Consider the following 23,952-nt stretch of genomic DNA (forward strand, 5'->3'; position numbering starts at 1 on the left):
TTGGTCGCCTTGCTCCTTTTTTTTTCTGCTTTGTCTTTATATATAGTATAGTTTCTTTCCTTTATATATATGTACTTGATTTGGGGTTAACGATTGAGCCTTTGTGGGAGCTCCTCGCTTCGGCTCCGCTCAGCGTCCTATATATAATACAAACTACAGTATGTATTCGAATTAGTGAGAGCGACTGGCGAAAGCGTGACCAGTTTTCTTTTTTTAATCAAAAAGAAAATGGGAACCCCACTTCGACTCCGCTCAGTGAACTTTGTTTGGTCTTGGATGTTTGGTATTAGGTAATTGGTTTGACTGTGCTCAATGTGACAGGTGTTGGATTATTTCTTTTTCTGTGTTTTGCCAGACCACTTATCAGTTAGTTCAATGTAGGTGAATGGTAAGGCAGATGGATGCCTTTTGAGTTGGTTGTTGGTGAATGCACGCTGAAGAATGTCTTCTATTAAATAGTCTTCGTGATTGGATTGAGGTTTGAATTCTCTTTTTAAGGAGATGTTGAATAAGTTTGCCGTAGTATTGTACCAGAATGCTTTCCAGCCACTTCGTAAGCGTTTTATTAGCTTGAAAGCTGTTTCGCCAGTTTGTCTATGAATTAGCTTGACCAATATTTGTCCTTCCGTTTTGGTTAGTTTTTTTAGTTTGGCAGTTAACTCCTCTTCAATGAATTTTTGAACTCTTCTTGTGTATTTTCTGCGTTTTGATCTAGACTTTAATTGACCTAGCCTTTCATTTAGTTTTACTAAACGTTCTGCAGCCATTGTTGCATACGGATATACTTTGAGTGTTTTTCTTCGCAAGATTAGATATCGAATGCGCTCTTTTTTTGAAGTGAATTTTAGTTTGTTTAATACTATTACCTCATCTAATTCTATAGTTTCATGCGGAATAGAATCTCCTTTTATAAGAAATTGCTCGACTGTTGTAGTGTCTTGCGTGAAAATTTGCGCTTGACTTACAAAAGAAATTAGTAATATGATGAGACTAATCTTTTTCATGAATACGTTTGAAATTCTATCAATTTTATATCAAATGTAATAATTCGTTCCCTTATAACTATAAAATATGTTTTAATATTATTATTTTCGTTTGAATTAATTCAAAATTTATGGCAAAAAAGAAAATTATTAATAAAAAGTCAATGACTTTTTTAGAAAAATATTTGAATAATGCAGCTCCAACAGGTTACGAATGGAATGGACAGAAGATTTGGATGGATTATTTGAAACCTTATGTAGACGAATTTATCACTGATTCTTATGGAACTGCCGTTGGAGTTATTAATCCGAAGGCAAAGTATAAGGTTGTTATTGAAGGACATGCAGATGAGATTTCGTGGTATGTAAATTATATTACCGATAACGGATTGCTATATGTGATTAGAAATGGAGGAAGTGACCATCAAATAGCACCTTCTAAGTGGGTAAACATTCATACGAAGAAAGGTATTGTGAAAGGTGTTTTCGGTTGGCCAGCTATTCATACTAGAAATAGAGCTAAGGAAGAACCGCCAAAAATGGACAATATTTTTATCGATGTAGGATGTTCTAATAAGAAAGAGGTTGAAGCACTTGGTGTACATGTTGGATGTGTTATTACGTATCCGGATGAGTTTCATGTGTTGAATAAGGATAAGTTTGTTTGTAGAGCTATTGATAATAGAGCTGGTGGATTTATGATTGCAGAGGTTGCACGCTTACTTCATGAGAATAAAGTGAAACTTCCTTTTGGATTGTATGTAACGAATTCTGTACAGGAAGAGATTGGTTTGCGCGGAGCTGAAATGATTACGCACACAATTCAACCAGATGTTGCTATTGTAACTGATGTTTGCCATGATACAACAACTCCTATGATTAATAAGAAGACGCAAGGAGAGACCAAAATGGGAGATGGCCCAGTTATTTCATACGCACCTGCTGTACAAAATAAGTTACGCGAGCGCATTATAGAAACTGCAGAGAAGAGAAAGATTCCTTTCCAACGTATGGCTTCTAGTCGTTCTACAGGAACTGACACAGATGCTTTTGCGTATAGTAATGGCGGCGTTCCTTCTGCATTGATTTCACTTCCACTACGTTATATGCACACAACTGTAGAAACCGTACATAAGAATGATGTAGAGAATGTGATTCGTTTGATTTACGAAACATTGTTAACGATTAAAGACGGAGAAACGTTTAGTTATTTCGAATAGATTGTAAATAGTACTGAGAATTGAGTTTTTAGTATTGAGTAGTAGTGATATTAAATTGAAGAATTGAGATCGCTTTACTAATTGATTATAGAAACTAGACATTATATATATGAGTAAGGCTTTCAAAATTTGAAAGCCTTATCTTTTTTAAAAGAACTCCACTTTATATTTCTATAAAGAGAAGTTCTAACTAAAAAAACTAAATAATGTTTCTTTAACCTGAATTATATAATCCAGGTTTAACCCAACTATGCATTAGCAATCATACTACAATCAAAAGACGTCCTTTTATTAAACTTATAATTTCCTAGCAAATTACTAACACATAATTAAGGCTTGTACCAGTTATCAATTGGTATTAATATCCAGCGTTTTGTTGCGTATCTGGACATGCATTGATTTGGTTTTGCGGAATTGGAAGCACCAATTCGTTCGCATCAAAAGAGAAACCTTCTATTGTAAGTTGTCTTCTTTTGAAATCGTGCAAATATTGTCCCTCAAAAGCTAATTCAGCGATTCTTTCTGTCAACACATTGCTAATAGTAGCAGTTATACTAGGTAATCCAACTCTAGTTCTAACCGCATCTAAATCTTGTTGCGGTGTTGCTCCAACTACAGTTCCTAGTTCTAAGTTTGCTTCTGCTCTTATTAACAATAGTTCTGGTAAGCGTACCATTTGTACATTTCCAAATTGATTGTACCATTTTGTTGTATAGTTTCCGATAATCATGGCTACATTTGGATTTGCATTTAAACCTCTATTTACAGAAGTTAAAAAGTTTATAAATCCGTCTGTGATTCTTACATCACCTCTTCCACCTTGTGAACTTGGTGCCCAAAACGTATTCATTCCGTTGGCTCCATCAATTTCCGAAACTTGTATCGAGAAAATATCTTCGGACGTATTTGCATCTTGCGCAAAAGCAAATCGATACGTAGGAACCATACTAGCTCCTGCATCATTTATGGCATTGTTTGCTGCATCTCTAGCACCAGCATAGTTTTCCATTTGCAGGTATACTCTTGCCAATACAGCATTTATCGTTGCTTTGTTTGCATATATTCCATTGCTGGATGGCACTAATGCACTCGCAGCAATTAAATCTGTTAAAACTCTATCATACACTTGTTGCACTGTACTTCTTGCATTACAATCAGATGCAATATCTCCACCATTAAAAGGGCTTGCTTCTGTTTTTAGTACAATACCTAAGTTTGTGGCTGCATTTCCATCACTGTAAGGCTTTCCAAATAGTTTTACCAATTCGAAATGAATTAACGCTCTTGCAAAGAGTGCTTCTCCTTCTACTCTGTCTCTATCTACCTCATTTACAACATCAATTGCTTCTAATACAAGATTCGCTCTGTTGATTGTACTGTAACCAATATTGAATATGTTATTGACTCTAGGATTTGTTGTCAGTATTTGTTTGTTTATAATTTGGCGTGGATCATTAAATGTTCCTCCAAATGTTATTTTCCCATCTGCTGCCAACAATTCAGCAACAAAAATTAAATCGCCTCCAAGCAAAGCTGTACTCGACATTGTGTTGTATACGCCATTGAGCGCTCCAATTACTTTTTCATTACTGTTTAATGCGCTACTCGCACTAAGCGTATTTAAAGGTTCTACATCTACATAGTCTTCACATGAAAGTGACAGATATGCAATGATTACCATTATATAGTGTATATATTTATTTTTCATCTGTTTAATTTTTTTTGATTTCTGAATGTTCAAAAAAATTGAATACATTCAGGAACTCGCATAACTTTTAATTATTCCTCTGCATAAATTTTGAAATAATGAAAACTTATACTCGTGTCATCTGTTTATTTTTTTTGATTTCTGAATGTTTAAAACCCAACTTTTAGTCCTACTGTTACTGTTTTCGCTTGTGGTGCCGAATAAAAGTCTACACCTTGAAATACATTGTTTCCGTTTGCTAAGAAATCTGTACTTACTTCTGGATCCCATCCATCATATTTTGTAAATGTTAATAGGTTTTGTCCAGTGACATAAATTCTTAAACTCGTTAGTTTTATTTTTTCTAATAGTTTTGGATCGAAATTATATCCTAGCGAAATGTTTTTTAATCTGATATAGGAACCATCTTGCAAAAACCTGCTCGATGCTGCTGTTCCATTTCCACCAACTAATCTTGGTTGCGGAATGTCTGTATTTGTGTTTTCTGGCGTCCAATAGTTTAATTCACTTACTAGTTGATTGTCTATAAAGTCACCTCCAACCATAAATCCGTCAGCAGCTTTATGTATTTTGTTTCCTTGTACTACATTGAATAAGAAACTTAGATCAATGTTTTTATATCGTAGTTGATTGCTAATTCCTGCAATCCAATCTGGATTTGGACTTCCTAGTACTTTGAAGTTTGCAGCATTTGGATCATTTGTAGTTCCGCCTGTTCCATCATTTAAGTAGTATAAAGCATCTCCATTAGTAGCATCAACACCTGCATATTCTCTTCCAAAGAACACACCAATTGGTTCACCTTCTATTAATGCGTTCATATAACTATCATTCGTGCTTAGAATTGGTTGCCCGTTAATCAACTTTGTCACTTTGTTTTTGTTTTGTGAGAAGTTGATATTGGTTTCCCATTTAAAATCTTCTGTATCTACATTTACTGTATTTAAAGTAACTTCAAAACCTTTGTTTTCTATGTTTCCAACATTTGCAGAGAATCCTGTAAAACCTGAAGTTGCATCAATTGGTCTTCTTTGGATTAAGTCTTTTGTTTGTTTCGCGTAGTAATTTAATTCAAGATTGATTCTATTGTCTAAGAAACCTAATTCCAAACCAGCATCAAACGTCGTAGTTGTTTCCCATGATAAATCATTGTTTGCAAGTTGTGTTGGCGATAATCCAGCTAGTTTATTGTATGCAACTGGCGAGAATAAAGCCAAACTAGGAAATCCGTTAAAGTTGTTTCCACTGATTCCATAACTACTTCTCAGTTTCATAAAGCTAAGTACTTTTGAACCTTTTAAGAATGATTCTTCTGAAATTTTCCAAGCTGCTGAAACTGCTGGAAAGAATACGCCATCATCAAATGCTGAACTTTTATCATATCTTCCAGTAAACCCTACAATGTATTTGTTATTCAATTTATAGGTTAATCTTCCGAAATAAGAATAAAATCCATTGTTTGCTGTAGAACCAAAAACACCTGTTGGAACTGCTCCTGTACCAGTTTGATCCAATCCAGAAATAAATCCTGTTGCTGTTCCTCCTCCTATTTCCGTTCTTGTTTTTTGTGCTTCCGTTCCAATAACTAGATTGATATCATGATTATCATTGATCTTTTTATCGATGGTCGCATATATTTTTGGAGAGAATGTTTGAAACTTTGTAATCGTTGTTGAACCAAATCCTCCTGTAATTTCATTTCCTTGTGTGTTGGAATTTTGAAAGGCAAATGCTTTTCGCGATCCTCTATCCAAACCGAGTTCACCTCTAATGTTGAACCAATCTGTAATTTCATAGTCCGCATATAAATTTGCTAGGATTCTATCGGAAGTCGTATTTCTTGTAGAATTTGCATCTTCAATTACCGCGCTGTAATATCCGCTAATGATACTTCCTACTTGATCGTAACGAATTAAATTTCCATCTTCGTCTCTAATTGGAGAGATTGGTGCTTGTGCAACCAACTGAATTGGTGTTGCAAATGCATTATCGCCTGCCACACTATTGGTTTCTAATCGACTTATTGTAGCACTTACTCCTAAACTCACACGATCGCTTACATCGTGTTCAAAATTTAGAATTCCGTTGAGCTTTTTCAAATCGTTTCCAATCAAAATACCTTCTTGATGGTCATAGGATAAATTTGTATAGAATCTACTTTTTTCACTTCCGCCAGAAGCGCCAACACTAAATTGTGTCAATTTTGCATTTCTAAAGGCTAAATCTTGCCAATCTGTATCTACATCTTGACCTTGTGATAAGTCACCTAGAATTGTATCTGCAAAGAAATTTCCTGTATTGTCTCCAAATGAATTAACTGCCGCTACTCTAAAAAAGTCTCTGTACTGAGCTGCATTCATAAAATCTCTAAGGTTTGTTGGTTCACTAAACCCATTTTGAAAATCAACATTGAAACGTGTTTTTCCTTGTTTTCCTTTTTTAGTGGTGATGAGAACAACTCCATTTGCACCTCTTGATCCATAAATAGCTGTTGCTGCTGCATCTTTTAATACTTCTAAAGATTCAATATTATTGAAATTGATATCTCTTGTTCCGCCAGCAATTACCAAACCATCTACTACATATAAAGGTTCGTTGTTTCCTCCAATTGAGTTTGTACCACGAATTCTTACTTTGATTGCGCCATCAATTTTTCCACTTTGGCTTTCTATAAAGACACCCGAAGCTTTCCCCGATAATGCTTCTTGTATAGATGCTACAGGCACATTATCTAATTGTTCTGATTTTATTTTTGTGATGGCTCCTGTATTATCAACCTTACTTGATTTACCGTATCCAACAATTAATACTTCATTTAGTAAAGCGACATCTTCTTCCATCGTGATATTAATCACCAAATTATCAGCTACTGTTCGTTCTTGATTTTTATATCCTACATACGAAAACACTAATACACTTCCTTCTTTACAACTAATTGTATAGTTTCCATCAAAATCTGTTTGTGTTCCTGTCGTTGTTCCTTTTACAAGGATGGTAACTCCTAATAATGGAGTTCCTTTTTCGTCAATAATGTTACCTGTAACATTCTTTTCTTGCGCCAATACTATACTGACATTAAACAGTAATAGTAGCAGCATTTTAATGTGAATCTTTTTCATTTAAATAACTTTTTTAGTTTATACTTGAATTGGTGCTAAAAAAGTGAGGGATGAAGTTTATACGTACTCAATGCAATTTTACTACGTCGGGAATACAGTTTTAGAGGTTATATAAAGAATTCATGCTACTTTTTTTGCTTTCATAAAAGAACTACTTGTACCATTGTTTTTAGGGAATCCCTATAGATGTTACCCTTACCGAAGCATGTTTACCTTGATTTTACTTCTGATGCTTGATTTGTGATCGTTTTTGATGTGATCGTAAAATTGTATATTGATAAAGTTTTAATCCGTGAAAAATGAAAGTAAAAAGCATATTTATCATCCTATTCATATTATGTTCTAGTAGATTGTTAGCTCAAGAAACTTCAATAACAGAGGAGAAACTAGTTGGAGAATGGAATTACATAAAAGCAGTAGATAAAAAAAATAAGGAACGAAAATACATGTATCGTATCTTTCCAAATGGTTATAAGATGGGATTTATTACAAGCGGTCCTAAGATTATCATAAACAGTAACGGGACTTACCTAAAAAAGTTTCCAAAAGAAACTCTTAAAGGTAACTGGAAAATTATCTCTAAGAATGAAATCGAATACGAAGAAGTGGTTCCTATTGGTTCAATGTCCGAAGAAATGATTACACAGATTCAAAGATTTTCGAATAAGAAATGGGCAAAAGATGAAAACGGGAATTTTCTTGATCCTTATACTTGTAAAATAATTCTACTTACCAATACAGAAATGAGAGTCATGGATGAAGAGGATTGTATTTTTATTTATAAAAAAGATATGTAAAACTGAACTTTTTACAACACTCCAGTTTTACATACATAAAATACTTTTATACTTTTCTATTTCAATTCTTCATTTATCACTAAGCAACTCTTGCAGCTTTCATAAATGCTGTCGGCGTTTGTGAAAAATGCTTTTTGAATGTTTTGTTAAACGTTACTTTGTTATTGAAACCAACTTCATACGCAATATCAATAATGTTTAAGTTGTTGTGCACATTATTTTTAAGTATGAAAGAAGCTTCCGTAATTCGATATTGGTTGATGAGTTCAAAGAAATTCAATTGAAAATGTTCATTGATGACTTGAGACGTATTGTGTCGTGTCGTGTTCAACATTTTTGAAAGCTTCTCTAAATTGATGTCATTGTTTTTATAAATTTTCTCTTCGTTTAATAAGTATAAGAGTTGCTCTTTTAATTCATTGGACAAACTTGCGGTGAGTCCAGAGTTTCTATATTTAGTATTCAATCGAATTACATAACTATTTGTGATGACTTTAGGTTGAATGTACGCCATAAAACCAACATACAAAACCATTGAAGTCATAATCCATATTTGAAAATGATATAAATAATCACTTTTAGGAATTATGTTGATTACTACTAAGCAATATACTGTAAAGGTTACTACATATAGAGAGATTAGACCTATTAAGTTTCGCTGCCATTTTTGTACACGTTCGCTAATTTTAGTGTTTTTTCGAATGTCTCTGTTGTACATTTTCAATACAAAATAACCATATCCAAAAAGTGAAATTAATTTTACGCAAACCATTGGTGGCAAAAATGATGCATAGTTAATCGTACTTGTTCCTAACATCATTTTCAATTTCTCTTCTTCCGGAAGTACTAATATTGGAAACAACACCAATATAATGACTAGTGTAGGTATAAGATGTAATACATCCTGTTTTTGAAATACATATTTTTTGGTTATACTTTTAAAATAGAAATAAATCAATGGTCCATCTGCAAATACTAATACAGTTGACATGAATAAAATATATGGAAGTCTAAATTTTAAGTTTGAATCGTACAGAAATAAATGCAGTATAAAAAAGGAGTGTTTAAATACAAAAACACTCATAAATAGAATAGCACTTCTATTCTTATTTCGCTTAAAATTCATGATAATTGCAATGAAAAAGCCAATCAATGCAGCAAATAAGTAGAATAGATTGAACGCGGTAAAATTCAAACAATACTTTTCAACTATTTTTTGAAAAGGTTCGGCATTCGCTATTGCTACAAATTCGCTATCGTGAATAAAGTTTAAGTTGTAACTCATCTTAATATACTGATCTGCATAAAAAGACGCTTTTTCCACTTCGCGATTTCGCGCATACTCATAAGCTAGTTCTTTATAGATAGCAATACTATCCACTGAACTAGATGCTAACTTCAGATCATCTACATCATAGAAATAGGAGAATTCCTTTGACGCAGTTTCCGGTAATTTTGTTAACTCCGTTTGATGGTTTAAGGGATTATTTTGGTTGTGTCCGAAGACACTGGTTTTAGGGCTGAAAAAAATAAGAACAAATACCATCAAACGTGTTATTTGATTTAATTCTTTCATAACAATACGGTTTACTTAAATATACGACATTATTCAATGCAATCGCCCTATTTTAGTATGTCCCGATAAAGTTTTACTTATTTTTTACCTATAATTTACTTCTATTAAATGAATTTTACGTAGCAAACTTCAACACATAAAATCGCTTACGCACACTCATTTCCAAGCTTTTAAACAATTTAATAAGCTTTTAACTACAATATATAGAAAATGATTGCAGCCTCTTTTTTTAGCTGTCTTTTACTGTTTAAGATTTATAAATCATGAACATTTCCGCTTCCTTGCAGATTATTTTCAAGCATTTTGATTGCTAACTTTTACGATGAATCATTCCTAAAGAAACTAAAAAAGATTCAAGTAAAGCTTCTTTTACTACTGTTTTGAGACAACATGTAATTTTTAAACATAAAAAAACGACAATATATACATATACTGTCGCTTCTTCTGTTGTACTGAATTAAATACCTACTGCATCTTCTTCTACAATTGAACCTCCAGTAATTAATTGAGGATCTTGAATTTGGAATTGTTCAAATTTTTCTAACATAGTAATTGATTTTAAAGATTAATAATACCATGAAAGTATCAAGAATTAAAAAATCATAAAAGAAAGACAACCTACAATTCAGTGAATTCTAAGAAACTAGGAACTTTAGAAGAGTGTTTTAAAATAGTATTCCTTTACTTATTTGCATGTTATGCTCCACTGAAGTATCAATTTATAAATTGCAATTACAACATCTTTATTTATGCCTGTTTTTTCTCTAGCTTTAAATCATTATTAACCACTAAAATCTATTATTATGAAAAAAAAGAAGTTAAAAGGTCTGAAATTAAACAAGAAAAATATTTCTAACTTAAATGAAGAAAATATAACTGGTGGATTTACTAGAGGAGCATGCACAACTGGCTGTACCGATGGATGTACTCCTTTTCAAAGTGCTTGGAATTGCTCTGAAGCAAATTGTACAGCAGATTGTGAGAATGGGCTAACTTTAAATGTCAACCTTTGTTTTTCACTCGTAACAAATTGTGAACAATAAAATAGTATTTACATATTCTTTGTAAAAACAAGAAGCCGTCTCAAAACTAATTGAAACGGCTTTCTTAATATATTATGGATGAAAATTATCCTTTTATTTTCTTCTCTTTTACAGTTCCGTATTTATCAAATAAATATGCTAAAGAAGACATGGTTGCGGCTCCTAATTCTAGTTCATGTTTGTTTACAATATTACCTTCTAATACAAACACGAAGTCTTAACTATAAAATAAAATATGTCACGCTTGAATAACTATATACATTCTACATGTTATTTTAGTATCTTACCTAAAAAAAGAAGGCTTGAACCATTTTTATTTATTAAAAAAAACGATCGTTTTAGTATTGTTTTTTAGTACTACAATTGCATATACTCAAAATAATACTACTTCATTCATGACTGAGTATACTGAACAACTTTCAAAAAGCCAGGATAGCGCACTATTATTTTGTAATGAGTTAATAAACTCTGAAAAACACATAAAGAAAGCTTCTGGTTTAGCAGGCAAAGCGTATGTGTACACTTTAAAATCCGATTTTGATGTAGCAGATACACTTTTTAAGGAATCGTTACTCCAACTAAGTCAAGCTAATCCTAAAGAAATAGAAATTGAAGCATACATTCTGTATTTACAAAGCTTACGATATATAGAAACTCATGAGTTAGAAATTGCTTTACAAATTCTGCATAAAGCCATACGTTTGTGTGATACAAATTGTTCTTTTCTATTAGAAATTAATTTACAATCTGCATTAGGCAGAACCTATTCGTTATCGAACAAAGTTTTTAAAGCACTTGAAATAAGCAATTTATCTTTAAAAAAAATAAAAAATGAGTCAAACTATCTGAATAGCAATAGTTTGAAGACACAGTATGTAAAAGAACTCGTTAAAGCAGCAAGTAGGTCTATGAATATCTATCATTATAAAGAAAAGAGCTCCTATATAGATTCTACGCAAACGTATATCACATTAGCTAAAAAATATGCTGACGAATATCAAATTTCGAATTACAATAGCTACATAACATTAATAAATGCTGATATTCATTTAAAAAAAAGGGAATACAAGATTGCTAAAGAATACTATAAAGAAGGTTTAAAAATTTTTAATGATCAAAAATATAAAAAACGAATTGCACAACTTTTATTTAGAATAGCTGAATGTGATTTTTATTTGAAAAATTACGATACAGCAGAAACTGTATTTTTAAAACAAATAAATGATGGAATTTGGTCCGAGTTTCAATTACTAACGAATGAAGCATTATCGTTTTTTTACTTATTTAAAATTTATGAAGCAAAAAAACAACCAAAAAAAGCGCTAGCGTATGCCAATAAGTATGCTGAAAAAATAAGAACACATTTTGAAGCGAAAAGTGAATCCAATGCATCTGTCCATGATCTTATAACTCATGAAAAGAACAAAAAAGAAGTAGAAACGTATTTGCAAAACTACCAATCGCAGAAAAAGCAAAAGAACATTTATTTATACTTACTACTTGCTTCAATTGCATTTATAAGTGCCTTTATAACATACTTCTTTCAAACAAAGAGAAAAAATAAAAGGAATATTAGTTTACTTAATTCAAGAATTGAACAATTACAACAAAATGTATCTAAGCAAAATACTTCTACTTCATCTGTTGGATTAACCGATGAGAATGCTTTAAAATTAATTACGAAACTTAAACGTTTGGAAAAAGAACAATTGTTTTTACATCCAAACTACACTTTAGCAATGATGGCTAAAAAGTTAAATACAAATTCTAGTTACTTATCTAAAACCGTAAATAACTATTTAAATTTAACTTTTGCAGAGTATAGTAATAGACTTAGAATACATAGTATTGTTTTAAAGTTAAAAGAACAAAAAAATCTAAGAAATTATACTATAGAAGCTTTAGCAAAAGAAGCAGGTTATAAAAGTGTAACTTCGTTTAATACTAACTTTAAAAAGTTATTGAAAGTGACTCCTTCTCAATATTTAAGGGAATTAAAACGAGATAAATAATAGAAATTTTAAAATATCAACCCTTTTATTCTTCTTTTTTAGGTTTAATCATTGATAGTTACCAAACTCTTTTACTTCATTTTCAAAATAATGATAATCAAACCTTTATACATTCTCATATCTAGTCAATTTTATAAAATTGATTGAACTTTGGTTGTTTTACTGCAATGTACACTCTTACATTTGAAACATGAATTAGTACTAAAACTAATCTAAAAAATACATTAACATTAAAACTATTATTATGAAAAAAAAGGATTTAAAAGGATTGTCATTAAACAAAAAATTGATTTCTAATCTTAATGAAGAACAACTTAAAGGAGGAATAAGGTTCACAAGAGGCTGTACCGATGGCTGTACACCAATTCAAACTGCTTGGAATTGTACACGTACAAATTGTTCAGATGATTGTGGTGGTGGAATCTCTCTATTGGGACCATGTTCTGATTCAGGTTGTCAAAATAATTAATCTCAATCTATTAAAACTATTATTTAAAATTAATAACTAATTTAAATTATGCTAAACAACATTTTAAAGTTGAAAGGAGTTTCTGTTCTCAATAAAAAACAACAATACAATATCAATGGTGGTGATCAAGAATGCCGTTTAACTATGATTCTGGATACTGGAGATACTTTAGTTCTACACTTTGATAATTATAGTAACGGAGGGCAAGGTTCAAGTGAAGCAAATCAAAACTGCTTAGATGCACTTGCAGGAAATGCAACAAGATGCTGGTACAATTGTTCACATGATGGCTATGAGCAATAATTGAAGGAGTTACTAAATAAAAAACTAATAAAGGTAGATTTAATTATTACTGCCTTTATTAGTTTTTCTTTCGTACTATTTTTTGTTAGCTAGATGAAACAATAAATACTTTTAATTTTATATATAAATGCCTAGCTACCCTTTTATCTTCTTTTCTTTTACAGTTCCATATTTATCAAACAAATACACCAATGAAGTCATGGTAGCTGCTCCTAATTCTAATTCACGTTTGTTTACCGCATCAAAAGTATCGTTTGATGCGTGATGGTGATCAAAATACCGTTGTGAATCTGGACGTAAACCAGCCAATACTATTTGATCATCTTTTAACGGTCCAATATCTGCGCCGCTTCCACCTTTTTCAAAATAATGAATTAAATAAGGCTTAAATAATGGTTTCCAACTTTCTACTTGTGCAAAGTTTCCTGCTGAGCAATCAAATGAAAATCCTCTTGGTGTAAATCCGCCTGCATCACTTTCTAGAGCAAATATATGCTTCTCTCCTTTTTCTTTGGCTACTTCTGCATATTTACGTCCGCCGCGCAATCCGTTTTCTTCATTCATAAATAAAACCACACGGATTGTTCTTTTTGGTTTGTATCCAGTTTCTTTCATCAAACGCAATACTTCCATGCTTTGTACCACTCCAGCACCATCATCATGTGAACCATCTCCCAAATCCCAAGAATCTAAATGTCCGCCAACAATAATTATTTCATTTGGAAATTCGCTTCCCGTAATTTCTCCAATTACATTATGCGACAATACATCTTCATATTGCTTGCAATGCATTGTGAATCCGAATTTTGTTTTCGGGTCTTTTTTTAATTGCTTACTCAACAATTCTGCACCATTGGTACTAATTGCTGCTGCAGGAATTCTATCTGCAACCTCAACACCTTCATAGCCCATACTTCCTGTATGTGGATAATCATCTAAACGCAAGTTCATAGATCGTACAACCACACCAACAGCTCCATATTTCAATGCTTCTTTTGCGCCACCATAACGCTGATCTACACAACCACCATACGCTTCAAACGTACTAATTAAGTCTGCTTGCATTGGACGGTTATAGAATACTATTTTTCCTTTAATTTTTGCTTCACCAAGCGCTTCCAAGTCTTCTAATCCTTTTACTTCAATAAGTTCAGCTTCTATTCCTCCGTTTTTTGTAGCTACCGAACCTCCTAAAGCACAAATTGGCACGTTTGTTTTTTGAGAACCTGACATAAAATAGCCTTCTTCCGCTTTTCCGCGTTCCCATTTTGGCACCATTACTTCTTGCAACCATACTTTATCTAATCCTAAAGCTTCCAATTCCGATTTTGTGTACTGAACGGCTTTTGCTGCATTGGTCGATCCAGAAAGTCGGCCACCAATTTTGTTTGACAAATGATTGAGCCATGCATAACTTTGCCCGTTTACTAAGGAAGTAGAATATACTTTTTTGAGTTGTTTTTCGTCTGCACTTTGTGCAAATGCAATCGAAACCGACAAGTATAGCAGTATGATAAGTTTTTTCATTTTTGGTAATATTAGATTTTATTCAGATTCTAATTGTTGTTTGTATAAGTCAAGATTTGCTTTGATATCGTCGTCCAATTCTGGTTCTTCAATATCTGTGTATCCTTTTAAGGTATCGTGAATGATTTTTGCTACAATATAGCGTGCTGTCGGTTTGTCATCTGCAGGAATCGTAAACCAAGGTGCGTGTTCTTTGCTCGTTCTGTTTAAAGCATCTTCATAACATTCTTGATATTTACCCCAAAGTTTGCGTTCTTTTAAATCGCCAGGAGAGAATTTCCAGTTTTTCTCTTTGAGCTCTAAACGACGAAGCAATCTGTTTTTTTGTTCTTCTTTTGATATGTTCAAGAAAAACTTGAAAATAATAGTTCCGTTATCCGAAATATGTTTTTCAAAGTTATTGATTTGCTCAAAACGCTTCGCCCAAAATTCATCATTTATATCATCTACAGAGTCTACATTAGGAATATTTTCGCCCATAATATAATATGGATGTACACGTGTGACCAATACATTTTCATAATGCGTTCGGTTAAAAATAGAAAATTTCCCTCTTGCAGGCAATGCTATATAATGTCGCCATAAATAATCGTGTTTCAACTCTAATTCTGTTGGTACTTTGAAACTATGAACTACAATTCCTCGTGTATTAAAATCTTTAAACACTTCACGGATCAAGCTATCTTTTCCAGCTGTATCCATTCCTTGCAAACAAACCAATACGCCATATTTTCCATGCGCATACATGGTATCTTGTAATTTCCCTAAATCTTCTCTAACATCTTCAAGCTCTTTTTTGATTTCTTTTTTAGATTCTCCAAGATCAAATTTGGTGCTTACTTCGCTTAGTTTTACAGGTTCAGTTACTTTAAAAGTGTTGGTGTCGAAATGCTTCATGCGTTACTATTTTTCTTTGAACGATAAATATACGGATTGTACTTTACTTTTTTTGTAGTTTAGCTGCTTGAAATTATTAGTATTGCTATATGAAACATCAAAAATTAGTATTCATTTTCTTTTTGTGTGTGAGTTTGTTTACGTTCGCGCAAAGCGATCAAGATTCGATTCCCGCTTTCGCTAAAAACGGAATTTCCAAACCTAGTATTCTATCAACAAATCCTTTCGGAGTTTTTATTTCTCGATTGAATCATAATTTTAAGTTGAAAGCTTCTCGCCGAATGGAAATTGATATCGCGCTTGAAAGTGGAAATGTTTGGGGACCAAATGTAAAAACGTACATTCCGAATGATCCTGCAATACGAAGAGAGATGAGCAATATTCCATGGTTTAGCAGACAGTATTTTGTTGATGAAGAAATGCTAGATGCTGGTTATTTTGAGATTGAAACGGATGGAGTCATTAAAGGTTTACGTGCCAATTTAACCATTCCTACTGGAAAAAATCATGAATTGGTTGTAGGTTTTAGGGCTTCTATTTTGACAAATGGTAAGTTTCCATTTTCTTCATTGACTACCGATCGTTTTATTGAGTTTTTTCATGATAATGTTGCTGGTGGAGATGATCCTTTTGATAGACGTGTTTTTGGACTGGATGAAGCTAAATTTTTATATACGGATAGAAACGGAAGAACGTTTGATCTTGGCAATGGTGATTTTTTAGGTGCTGGAATTGAAACACATTACTACTACTACCCTACTTTTTTGAACGATAAAAAAATCTATTTCAATTTGGGGGCGCACGTAGGAACAAACCTTTCCAAATATAACATGTCAATGGATATTGGTGCTTCTGCAGCTGGTGTAAAACAATTTGACCTCAACGATCGTAACTTTGTTCTAATTGGTTTAGGCGCAAATTTACTTCGTAAGAATGCCATTGATTTACAAAATGACAACTTCGATTTTGGAACCAATGACTTTATTGGAAGTTTTGAAGTTAATGGAGAATATACTTTTGTCTCTAAAGGAAAAACATATCATTCTTTCGGAATCAACTATTATTTACAGACAAGTTTACACCAAAAAGACGAAGACGATTATAATATTTATGTACGTGATGATGATTCTTCTAAATCTTGGGGACACGGAACGCGACATTTGTATAAGGACACTAACTATTGGACATTTGTATATACATTTACACGAAAAATTTCGACTTCATTTTACATTCAACAAGACTTTACGGTGAATAATAATCCTGATTTACAGACAGGTATTAGTGTGAAGTTTGGGATTTAGATCGCTATCGTTCTTAGACCGCTGGCGCTTTTATATGTTAGATCGCTTCGCTATTAGAACGTGCTTTGGCACTTTTAGACCTTTCTCACTGTTGTGATTTTTTTTAAATGTCACTTCGAGTGGTTTTTCGAAATAAAATGAAAAAAAATTGTATCGAGAAGTACTATGAAGTTAGACTCGCTTTGCTTTTAAAAACAACTTTGCCTTTGGTGTTTTAGTCTGTTTCTAAGTGAAATTTGAGTTTTGCTTGAAGTAAATTTTCAAATCATAAATCGTAAATCATTAATCATCAATTCTCCAAGGTGGATTTTTTCGATCCTCACCTGCTTTGAATAAAATTAAATGATGTCCATCCAAATCGTTTAAATGTGCTTCACGCCAGTTCCATGATTTATCTTCGGGTAAACTTGTAAATTCTATTCCTTTTTCCTGCAACTCTTTTACTGTTGCATCCAGATTTTCATTCTCAAAATACAAGGTTATGTTATTGTTTTCAGATACTTTTTCTACATGATGAATGGAAAAGGTAGTATCTCCATCAGGGCATTCAAAACGTACATATCTAGGAAGTGCGCCTACAATAAGACGCAATCCTAGTTTTTTATAAAATTCTGTTGCTTTTGCAACGTCTGTTGACGAAATTGTTACTTGGTTTAAATTCATAGTGCTCGTTTTTTATAAAGATTTCTTATTATAATCCTTTTTCAATTCTTTTATGCAGCCATAAGGCTAATAAAATTGCAATGGCTCCATACATTCCTGTGGCCAACCAATTGACTTGGTAGCCAAATTTATCTACTATTGCCAATCCTATTTTTGGACTAAAAATGTGCGCAATTGAAAATGCCATCGCATACATAGCCATGTAACTTCCTTCAAGCCCTTCTTTAGCTCTATTAAGGGCAAACCTGTTCGTATAAGGAAAACCTAACATTTCACTTAAGGTCATAAGTACAATACTTACAATTAGAATTCCAATCCAGAAGTTTTGATACAATACAAAAAAGCTCAACGCAAGTAAAATACAAGACATTGTAATGTACTTAGTAAAGGGAATTTTTTGTTTTTCTAAATAATTAAGAAGTGGCATTTCAAAAACTACAATTATTGCTACATTAAGAAAAAAGATAATTCCAATTTTAAATTCATCAAGATGAAATATTTTATCATAGTATAATGGTACCGTTGTAAATAACTGAAAAAACGCCATTCCAAAAAGGAAACAAATAAAAAAGTGAATCCAGAAAGAAAAGTCTTTGTATACAGCATTTTTATCTAAGTTTTCTTGCTTACTACGTATTTCTGATGGTTTTACTTTTTGATCTTTTACTAAATAGCTAAATAGTAATATGGCTATGATACAAGTTAAACCATCAATCCAAAATAATAACCCATAACCATTCATTACTATAATTAGTCCAGCTAAAGTTGGACCGATTCCCATACCTGCATTTATAGCTAGTCGAATCAAGCCAACAGATCTTGTTTGATTATCGGGTGTACTGTAGGCTTTTATGGCTACAAAAATCGCTGGTCTAAATGTATCTGCAATAGACATTGTCACTAAAATACCTATACAAAATCCCCAAAATGAATGGATATATTGTAATGAGATAAAGCACAATCCCGTTAAGAATAGGCTGATAACCATTATTTTGTAAAACCCGAAGAGGTCTGTTAACTTCCCTCCTAACCATGATCCAATAACTGAACCAATACCGAAAAAGGCAAAAATGGAGCCGATATCAGTTTCAGAAAGCCCCATATCCTTTTTAAGATATAACGACAAAAATGGAATCACCATAGTTCCTGCTCTGTTAACTAATGAGATGATTGATAGATACCATATTTCTTTTGATAATCCTGTGAATGAATCAATGTAGTTAGTGTACATTTTTTTCATAAGTTCTAATTTTTGGTTGTTGGTAATTTGAAATACTCTTAAAAATAAAAAAGTCCGACTGCGAAGTCGGACTTTTTAAATTGTTATATGTGATAGTTATATCAACACAATAGATAAGTGCCCGAGCTCCTTTCCCAAGAAGATCTTTGTACATACTTATTTACTGTGTTAATTCTCATTATTTCTATTATTTGATTCAAAACTACATAAAAAATACACACAAAAATTAAAAATCTTCAATTATTTGATGACAAATCGTATTTTTGGAAAGAATACATTTTGTAATCATTTAACTAATTTTAATTGCTACCGATGAAAAATATCTGTCTGATTTTATGCCTTTTATTAATAAATGTAAGTTGTTCACAAGAAAAAAAAGAAGCAAAAGGAGAAACTGAATTTCAAAAAGAGATCAATTCAGAATATAAAGATGCTTCTACATCGCCACTCAAAGCAAAAGATTTAAAAACCTTTGAAGGATTAGATTTTTTCCCAATAAATGATAAATTCAAAGTAACAGCAACGTTTAAAAGGACGCCAGATTCTCCAGTTTTTAAAATGCCAACTTCTACAGATAGAAAGCCAGAGTATAAACGTTATGGAATAGCTACTTTTAAGTTAAATGGAAAAGAATTCTCATTAGAGATTTATCAAAACCAATCATTAATGAAACAAGATGAATACAAGAACTATCTTTTTCTTCCTTTTACTGATGAAACTAACGGATTTGCGAGTTACGGTGGCGGACGTTATATTGATTTAGAAATTCCAGAAGGAAATACTATTGAAATTGACTTTAACAATGCATACAATCCATACTGTGCATACAATGATAAGTACTCGTGTCCTATCCCGCCAAGGGTAAACTTTTTAAAGACAGAGATTAATGCTGGGGTAAAAGCTTTTGACAAGCATTAAGTTTTATTTTAGATTATAATTAGTTTGATTTAAATTTCATTCAAACAAAATTTTAAAAGATTCACTTCAACATCTACAAAGTGCTGAATACAAGTTTTTTACTTTCATTTTCTTTGCTCGCACAAAGAAAAGAAACAAAAGAAAGTGCGCTTTTCCAGAGGTATTTTTAGTTTTTCTTTTTAGGAGAAAAACTAAAACCGCATGAATTTTTCTAAATTTTCTCCAAGGCTTCAAAAATTTTTAACGAAAAATTCCTGCTATACTGCGGAAAAGAAAACCACTGTTGACTTGTATATCGAACTTACATTAGATTAAACATACTTAACGGCATATATTCCTAAAAATACAGCGGCAAAACCAATTACAAAACTTGCAATTGTATACAAAGCGAATGTCATAAAATCACCTGATTTTAAAAAGACATGATTCTCGTAAGCAAATGTAGAAAATGTTGTAAAACCACCACAGAAACCTGTGGCAAGTAAGAGCTTGTATTCTTCACTGATGGTTCCATGTTTAGTTGCCATTCCTAAAATAATTCCGATTAACAAACTTCCTAAAATATTTGCAGCAAATGTTCCATACGGAATTCCTGTAGCAGAACTATTTAGATACTTACTAAGTAGATATCGAAATGTACTTCCAAATCCGCCGCCAAGGAAAACTAATAAAAGTTGCTTCATATATGTATATTAAAAAATAAAAGATTGTCTAAAAATACTCATTTTGAATATAGCTTAGACAATCTTTAAAAAAAGGTTTGTGGTTATTTACTCAGCGGGTTTTACTGGATAGTAAATATCTGTTTGTATGTCTTCCGGTTTTACCTTTGTAGGATCATTTACAAATAATTCCCAACTTGAACCAGCTTGCATTAATTTATTTTCAGACATGTACATTGCAATTTTTTGATGCGCTTCCATATCTCCAATACCATACGGACCATATTTAGAAATCTTTACAATTTTCCCTGCACCAATTTTTGTGACTGTCATTCCATCTGACTTAGGTAATGCGTCTTGATTGCCAATTAGAAGACCTATATAAAACTCAGCTTCTTTCGTTTCTTCATCCCATTTCACATGCAAAGCTCCTGGCGTATAGTTTTCTAATTTATTAGTCTGCGCATACATTCCCGCTTTTGGCATATAGGTCATAAACAATTTCCCCATTTCTTCTACAGCAGCATCTGTTGTTGTTTTTTGAAGATATCCAATGAATTGTTGCGCTTCACTATCTTCTTGACTCACATCGCTCAATCGAAATGATGGCTGCGGAGGATTATTTTTCATATGTTCTGCAATCACTTTATCGAGGTTTTCCAGTCCTTTTTCATAATCGCCACCAATCATGCCGTCCATTCCGCCATTCAATTCAGCAATTAACTTTAACATAAAAGGCATTTTATCTCCTTTCATTGCCCAAGTTACTTTAGTACCATCTTCTACTTCTTCGAGGGTCCAACTTACCGTACTCGGCTCATAATCTTCAAACTGTAATTCTTGCTCTAAAGACTTATTTGCAACCATAGATAAGTTTTTCATACGTCCTGGTCCATCTTTTCCATCCCAACTGTAAGCGCCACCAATACCCGCAGTTTGCTCAGGATAAGTTGCCTTAATCGTTGTGTCCTTTTCCATCCAAGGATTCCAAGCTTCCCAATTTTTAAAATCAGAAATATTATTAAAAATTACAGCTACTGGTGCTTTTATCACTTTGCTTCTAGTGACCTCAAAGCTATCTGGCCTAGTTGCTACAAAAATTGCGCCTGCTACTAGCAATACAAGCAACAGTAGCAATACATACTTTAAAATTTTCATGTCTTTTAGGTGTATTAGTTAGTATTGCTAATGTACAAATTTTTAATGTTTTAGTGAATTGATTACATTTGTGGGAATTGTGGAGTTACACTACAGCGTAGCTCTTCATTTTTTCGATTACCAAAAAAGCATTAAAAACAAACAAATGAAAACATTCTAAACTAAATTGTATTCATATTACTTGAGTAGAACTGGAATGTTACATTTGACCTAAACAGAAAATTAAAAACGAACAAATGAAATTAAAATCAATTGCAGGAATAGCCTTAGCGGCGGGAATGCTATTTTCTTGTGCAGAGAAAGCAAAAGAAAAAGAAGTAGCAGAGGTAAATCCTTATGAAGCACAATTTATTGAAGTTGCCGAAAACGGAAAAATGGATTTTCAGGTAGAACAGTTCGCTGATATAAAAGTATTGCGATATGAAATCCCTGGATTTGATGAATTGACCTTAAAGGAAAAAAAGTTAGTATACTACTTAACCCAAGCAGGACTTTCTGGAAGAGATATTATGTGGGATCAAAATTACCGACATAACCTAACAATTCGTGAAGCATTGGAAAATGTATATGTGAATTATAAAGGTGATAAAACATCTGACGATTGGAAAGCTTTTGAAACCTATATTAAGCGTGTTTGGTTTTCTAACGGAATTCATCATCATTATTCTAATGACAAAATAAAGCCTGAATTTGCAAAGTCATATTTAGAGACCTTATTAACTGACACTAAAACAACGTTAACAGGAGAAGCATTAGAAGTTATCTTTAATGATGCCGATAACAAAAAAGTAAATAAAAAAGACGGTGTAGATAACGTATTGGTTTCTGCAATCAATTTTTATGGTCCAGATATTACAAGTGCTGATGTAGAAGAATTCTACAAAACAGCATACAAAGGACCAGAAGGAAAGCCCGTTGAAGCTGGATTGAATTCTAAATTGGTTCGTGAAAACGGAGAATTGGTAGAGAAAGTATGGAAATCTGGAGGAATGTATGGAAGTGCTATCGATAAAATCATCTATTGGTTAGAAAAAGCCAAAGGTGTTGCCGAAAATGAAAAACAAGCAAAAACTTTAGGTTTATTAATTGAATACTACAAAACAGGAAGTTTAGATACTTGGGATCAATACTGTATTTCTTGGGCAACCTCAACAGATGGAAATATTGACTGGATCAACGGATTTATTGAAGTATATAATGATCCAAAAGGATATAGAGGTTCGTATGAAACGATTGTACAAATTAAAGATTTTGACATGTCTAAGAAAATGGCTGTTTTATCAAAAGAAGCACAATGGTTTGAAGATAACTCTCCTTTAGTTGACAGTCACAAAAAGAAAAATGTAGTTGGTGTTTCTTATAAAACGGTAAACGTTGCTGGAGAAGCAGGAGACGCTTCACCAAGTACACCAATCGGAGTAAACTTACCAAATAACAACTGGATTCGTCAAGATCACGGTTCAAAATCAGTTTCTTTAGGAAATATCATCAATGCATATTCTCAAGCTGGTGGATCTGGAAGATTGAAAGAATTTGTTCATGATGATGAAGAATTTCAATTAGAAGAGAAATACGGAAAGTTAGCTGATAAATTACATACTGCTTTACACGAAGTAATTGGGCATGCTTCTGGTCAAATCAATAAAGGAATTGGGCAACCGAAAGAAACATTGAAAAACTATGCTTCTACAATGGAAGAAGGTAGAGCTGATTTAGTTGGATTGTACTATTTAATGGATCCAAAATTAAAAGAACTTGGATTGGTTGAAGATACGGAAGGTGTTGGAAAAGCGGCGTATGATGGTTATATCAGAAACGGTTTGATGACACAATTAATTCGTTTGGAATTAGGTGATGATGTAGAAGAAGATCACATGGTAAACAGACAATGGGTTTCTGCTTGGGCTTTTGAAAAAGGACAAAAAGATAACGTAATAGAGAAAGTTACTCGTGATGGAAAAACATATTATAATATTAATGACTATGTAAAGTTACGTGAATTATTCGGTCAATTATTACGTGAAACACAACGTATCAAATCTGAAGGTGATTTTGAAGCAGCAAGAGCTTTGGTAGAAGGTTACGGAGTAAAAGTAGATCAAAAATTACATGCAGAAGTATTGAAACGTAATTCAGCATTTAAATCGGCTCCTTATAGTGGATTTGCAAATCCTGTATTAACTCCTGAAAAGGATGATAAAGGAGAAGTTACAAATATCAAAATTCAGCAGCCAGCAGCATTTGACAACCAAATGTTATACTATGCTAAAAATTATAGTTTCTTAGCTAACAAGAAATAAAATTTAAAACTATCTTTGAAATAGAATTTTAAAAGGATGCATTCGTGCATCCTTTT

At 32.6% G+C, this 23,952-nt stretch carries 20 protein-coding genes; 9 read left to right on the plus strand and 11 right to left on the minus strand.

Going from position 1 to position 23,952, the window contains the following annotated elements; genetic code table 11:
- Positions 1-329 precede the first annotated feature (329 nt).
- A complete protein-coding gene (locus tag ACRBBL_RS13355; RefSeq protein WP_431369564.1) occupies positions 330-1,004 on the minus strand; it encodes a DUF4294 domain-containing protein in 675 nt (224 codons plus the stop codon).
- A 110-nt stretch (positions 1,005-1,114) separates the two neighbouring features.
- Here ACRBBL_RS13355 and ACRBBL_RS13360 point away from each other — a divergent pair, with 110 nt between their 5' ends.
- Complete coding sequence (locus tag ACRBBL_RS13360; RefSeq protein ID WP_431369565.1) at positions 1,115-2,203, plus strand: M42 family metallopeptidase; 1,089 nt, start codon at positions 1,115-1,117, stop codon at positions 2,201-2,203.
- A gap of 358 nt (positions 2,204-2,561) precedes the next feature.
- On the opposite strand, the gene ACRBBL_RS13365 is transcribed toward ACRBBL_RS13360, so the two are convergent.
- Both ACRBBL_RS13365 and ACRBBL_RS13370 read right to left on the minus strand, forming a co-directional pair.
- Positions 2,562-3,911, minus strand: coding sequence for a RagB/SusD family nutrient uptake outer membrane protein (locus ACRBBL_RS13365; RefSeq protein WP_431369566.1), 1,350 nt, complete (start codon positions 3,909-3,911; stop codon positions 2,562-2,564).
- 149 nt (positions 3,912-4,060) lie between these two features.
- On the minus strand, positions 4,061-7,030 hold the full coding sequence (locus ACRBBL_RS13370; RefSeq protein ID WP_431369567.1) for a SusC/RagA family TonB-linked outer membrane protein: 2,970 nt from the start codon (positions 7,028-7,030) through the stop codon (positions 4,061-4,063).
- A gap of 299 nt (positions 7,031-7,329) precedes the next feature.
- Between ACRBBL_RS13370 and ACRBBL_RS13375 the strand changes: the two genes are divergently transcribed.
- Positions 7,330-7,827: a hypothetical protein gene (locus tag ACRBBL_RS13375; RefSeq protein WP_431369568.1), complete on the plus strand. Its 498-nt coding sequence runs from the start codon at positions 7,330-7,332 to the stop codon at positions 7,825-7,827.
- Between the two features lie 79 nt (positions 7,828-7,906).
- On the opposite strand, the gene ACRBBL_RS13380 is transcribed toward ACRBBL_RS13375, so the two are convergent.
- On the minus strand, positions 7,907-9,403 hold the full coding sequence (locus ACRBBL_RS13380; RefSeq protein WP_431369569.1) for a helix-turn-helix domain-containing protein: 1,497 nt from the start codon (positions 9,401-9,403) through the stop codon (positions 7,907-7,909).
- A gap of 803 nt (positions 9,404-10,206) precedes the next feature.
- On the opposite strand from ACRBBL_RS13380, the gene ACRBBL_RS13385 reads away from it, so the two are divergent.
- On the plus strand, positions 10,207-10,446 hold the full coding sequence (locus ACRBBL_RS13385) for a hypothetical protein (protein WP_431369570.1): 240 nt from the start codon (positions 10,207-10,209) through the stop codon (positions 10,444-10,446).
- Positions 10,447-10,531: 85 nt separating this feature from the next.
- On the opposite strand, the gene ACRBBL_RS13390 is transcribed toward ACRBBL_RS13385, so the two are convergent.
- Entirely contained in the window at positions 10,532-10,657 is a 126-nt protein-coding gene (locus ACRBBL_RS13390) for a hypothetical protein (RefSeq protein ID WP_431369738.1), read from the minus strand.
- Positions 10,658-10,841: 184 nt separating this feature from the next.
- Between ACRBBL_RS13390 and ACRBBL_RS13395 the strand changes: the two genes are divergently transcribed.
- From ACRBBL_RS13395 to ACRBBL_RS13405, 3 genes are all read left to right on the plus strand, one after another.
- Positions 10,842-12,458, plus strand: a complete 1,617-nt coding sequence (locus tag ACRBBL_RS13395) for a helix-turn-helix domain-containing protein (RefSeq protein ID WP_431369571.1) — start codon at positions 10,842-10,844, stop codon at positions 12,456-12,458.
- Positions 12,459-12,702: 244 nt separating this feature from the next.
- Positions 12,703-12,927, plus strand: coding sequence for a class I lanthipeptide (locus ACRBBL_RS13400; protein ID WP_431369572.1), 225 nt, complete (start codon positions 12,703-12,705; stop codon positions 12,925-12,927).
- A 48-nt stretch (positions 12,928-12,975) separates the two neighbouring features.
- Complete coding sequence (locus tag ACRBBL_RS13405) at positions 12,976-13,230, plus strand: hypothetical protein (protein WP_431369573.1); 255 nt, start codon at positions 12,976-12,978, stop codon at positions 13,228-13,230.
- A 135-nt stretch (positions 13,231-13,365) separates the two neighbouring features.
- Here the strand turns inward: ACRBBL_RS13405 and ACRBBL_RS13410 are convergent, their stop codons facing one another.
- Together ACRBBL_RS13410 and ACRBBL_RS13415 are read right to left on the minus strand one after the other, a co-directional pair.
- On the minus strand, positions 13,366-14,757 hold the full coding sequence (locus tag ACRBBL_RS13410) for a M20/M25/M40 family metallo-hydrolase (RefSeq protein ID WP_431369574.1): 1,392 nt from the start codon (positions 14,755-14,757) through the stop codon (positions 13,366-13,368).
- 18 nt (positions 14,758-14,775) lie between these two features.
- Entirely contained in the window at positions 14,776-15,654 is an 879-nt protein-coding gene (locus ACRBBL_RS13415) for a PPK2 family polyphosphate kinase (RefSeq protein ID WP_431369575.1), read from the minus strand.
- An 89-nt stretch (positions 15,655-15,743) separates the two neighbouring features.
- Between ACRBBL_RS13415 and ACRBBL_RS13420 the strand changes: the two genes are divergently transcribed.
- Entirely contained in the window at positions 15,744-16,955 is a 1,212-nt protein-coding gene (locus ACRBBL_RS13420; protein WP_431369576.1) for a hypothetical protein, read from the plus strand.
- A gap of 282 nt (positions 16,956-17,237) precedes the next feature.
- Here the strand turns inward: ACRBBL_RS13420 and ACRBBL_RS13425 are convergent, their stop codons facing one another.
- Positions 17,238-17,618: a VOC family protein gene (locus tag ACRBBL_RS13425; protein WP_431369577.1), complete on the minus strand. Its 381-nt coding sequence runs from the start codon at positions 17,616-17,618 to the stop codon at positions 17,238-17,240.
- A gap of 28 nt (positions 17,619-17,646) precedes the next feature.
- Positions 17,647-18,858 (minus strand): MFS transporter, encoded by a 1,212-nt coding sequence (locus ACRBBL_RS13430; RefSeq protein WP_431369578.1) that lies wholly within the window; start codon positions 18,856-18,858, stop codon positions 17,647-17,649.
- 312 nt (positions 18,859-19,170) lie between these two features.
- Between ACRBBL_RS13430 and ACRBBL_RS13435 the strand changes: the two genes are divergently transcribed.
- A complete protein-coding gene (locus tag ACRBBL_RS13435; protein WP_431369579.1) occupies positions 19,171-19,776 on the plus strand; it encodes a DUF1684 domain-containing protein in 606 nt (201 codons plus the stop codon).
- Positions 19,777-20,087: 311 nt separating this feature from the next.
- Here ACRBBL_RS13435 and crcB read toward each other — a convergent pair whose 3' ends face one another.
- Positions 20,088-20,459 carry a fluoride efflux transporter CrcB gene (crcB, locus tag ACRBBL_RS13440; protein ID WP_431369580.1) on the minus strand — a complete coding sequence of 124 codons (372 nt, stop codon included), beginning with the start codon at positions 20,457-20,459 and terminating at the stop codon, positions 20,088-20,090.
- An 87-nt stretch (positions 20,460-20,546) separates the two neighbouring features.
- Positions 20,547-21,596, minus strand: a complete 1,050-nt coding sequence (locus ACRBBL_RS13445) for an SRPBCC family protein (protein WP_431369581.1) — start codon at positions 21,594-21,596, stop codon at positions 20,547-20,549.
- Between the two features lie 236 nt (positions 21,597-21,832).
- Between ACRBBL_RS13445 and ACRBBL_RS13450 the strand changes: the two genes are divergently transcribed.
- The gene (locus ACRBBL_RS13450; protein WP_431369582.1) at positions 21,833-23,896 is read left to right on the plus strand and encodes a dipeptidyl-peptidase 3 family protein; all 2,064 of its coding nucleotides are present in this window, start codon (positions 21,833-21,835) and stop codon (positions 23,894-23,896) included.
- The last annotated feature ends 56 nt before the right edge of the window (positions 23,897-23,952 follow it).

It is taken from the genome of Kordia sp. (genome assembly GCF_050633145.1).
Classification (GTDB): Bacteria; Bacteroidota; Bacteroidia; order Flavobacteriales; family Flavobacteriaceae; genus Kordia.